This is a genomic window from Thiomonas sp. 13-64-67, assembly GCF_002282795.1.
Classification (GTDB): Bacteria; Pseudomonadota; Gammaproteobacteria; order Burkholderiales; family Burkholderiaceae_C; genus Thiomonas; species Thiomonas arsenitoxydans.
Genome location: NZ_NCKP01000128.1, coordinates 1 through 1,972 on the forward strand (window position 1 = coordinate 1; position 1,972 = coordinate 1,972).

Annotated in this window: 3 protein-coding genes; all 3 read left to right on the plus strand. The window is 64.4% G+C overall.

Features of this window, described 5'->3' with window-relative positions:
• Nucleotides 1-1,098, plus strand: a 1,098-nt coding sequence (locus tag B7X30_RS15520) for a DHA2 family efflux MFS transporter permease subunit (RefSeq protein WP_286731845.1), incomplete at its 5' end; no start/stop codon positions are given.
• Nucleotides 1,099-1,133: 35 nt separating this feature from the next.
• Nucleotides 1,134-1,727 carry an acyloxyacyl hydrolase gene (locus B7X30_RS15525; RefSeq protein WP_013104405.1) on the plus strand — a complete coding sequence of 198 codons (594 nt, stop codon included), beginning with the start codon at nt 1,134-1,136 and terminating at the stop codon, nt 1,725-1,727.
• Between the two features lie 34 nt (nt 1,728-1,761).
• Nucleotides 1,762-1,972: histidine phosphatase family protein (locus B7X30_RS15530; RefSeq protein ID WP_286731849.1), on the plus strand; the 211-nt coding region annotated here is incomplete at its 3' end.

The following is a 1,972-nucleotide window of genomic DNA, read 5'->3' on the forward strand; positions in this document are numbered from 1 at the left end:
ATCGCCCCCATCATGGGGCCGCTGCTCGGCGGCTGGATCACCGACAACATCTCCTGGCCGTGGATTTTCTATATCAACGTGCCCGTGGGTCTGCTGGCCGCGGCGGTCACGGCGTCGATCTACCTGCGACGCGAAACGCCCATCCGCAAGCTGCCGATCGACTGGACCGGACTGGGGCTGTTGGTCATCTGGGTGGGCTCGCTGCAGATCATGCTCGACAAGGGGCAGGAACTCGACTGGTTCTCCAGCCCGGTCATCATCGCGCTGGCCGCCGCGGCCGTAGTGGGTTTCGTGCTGTTCCTGATCTGGGAAATCTACGACGAGCATCCGGTAGTCGACCTGACCCTGTTCAAGATCCCGACCTTCACCATCGGCACCATCCTGCTGGCGCTGGCCTACGGCATGTTCTTCGGCAGCCTGGTGCTGCTGCCGCTGTGGCTGCAGGAGTTCATCGGCTACACCGCCACCGACGCGGGTGAGGTACTGGCCTGGGTGGGCTTGTTCGCGCTGATTCTCTCGCCCATTATCGGGCGTTATCTGCCGGTGCTCGATTCGCGCTGGGTCACCACGTTTTCCTTCCTGGTGTTCGCCGTCGTGTTCTATATGCGCTCGCAGTTCACCACGGGCGACAGCTATTGGGAATATTCCATCCCCACGGTGATTCAGGGCATCGCCACGGCGACTTTCTTCATCCCGCTGCTGGGCATCATCCTCGGCGGATTGCCGTCGCACCGCATCGCGGCGGCTTCGGGGCTATCGAACTTCGCGCGCATCACCGCAGGTTCGTTCGGCACCTCGATCTACACCACCTTGTGGACCGACCGCGCCGATCTGCACCATGAGCAGCTGGTCACGCACATCTACGCGGGCAGCCCGGTGGTCGAGCCCGTACTACATGGCATGCAATCTCAGGGCTTCAGTTATGAGCAGGCTTTGGGCGTGATCAACCGCCTGATCGACCAACAGGCGTACACCCTCGCTGTGGACGACATGTTCCGCCTCAGCGCCTGGCTGTTTGTCGCCATGATCGTGCTGGTCTGGTTCATCAAACCCGCCAAGAGCAGCGCCGGCGGTGAGGCCGCAGCAGGCGCGCACTAAAAACATCTTTCTCAAGAACCCCAAAGAGGTCTGCGATGCAAAACCCAACTTCTCAAAATTCCCATCGGCCCAAGCAAGGGGCGAAGCGGCCCGGGCTCACCCCAGCGGCGCTGCGCCGCGCGGCCCTCGCCGCCGCCCTGCTGTTCACCGCAGGTCTGGCGCCAGCGCAGGCCACCGAGCTTTCCGCGCTCTGGGGTATCGACAAGGGCCACAGCTACAGCAATGCAACGCTGGCCCTTCAATCCGGCCCGCTGTGGCAACACGATTTCGCGCATAGCCGCCTCGACGTGGTGCTCGAAGCCTCGTTGGGGCAAGTGAGCAGCTCGGAAGGCCCCGGCAGCCGCCACCTCACCCACGTCGGGCTCACGCCCTTTGCGCGCTGGTGGTTTGCGCCGCAGACGGCCATGGAATTCGGCATCGGCGCCAACCTGTTTTCGGGCACGACCCTCGGCGCCAAGCGAATCTCCACCGCCTACCAGTTCGGCGATTCCATCGGCCTGCTGCATCGCTTCGCGGGCACGCCTTGGACGCTGGGCGCGCGCCTCACCCATTACTCCAACGCCGACATCAAGCGCCCCAACCCGGGGCAGGACTATGTGCAACTGCGGGTGGGCTACAGCTTCAACTAGGGCCGGCGAAGGGCTGCGGCACAATGCGGGCACCATGCTCGACAACCCGCCCGAACCCACCCGCATCATCGCCATCCGTCATGGTGAAACCGACTGGAACGCCGCTTCGCGCATCCAGGGTCATACCGATATTGCGCTGAACGCGCGCGGGCTGGAGCAGGCCCGGCTGGCCGCCCGCGCCTTGGCCGATGAGCCCTTGGCCGCCGTGTACGCCAGCGATCTGCAACGGGCCTGGCAGACGGCGG

Excerpts from the sequence above, each read along its gene's own strand:
- B7X30_RS15525 (WP_013104405.1), top strand. The coding sequence starts at position 1,134 with ATGCAAAACCCAACTTCTCAAAATTCCCATCGGCCCAAGCAAGGGGCG.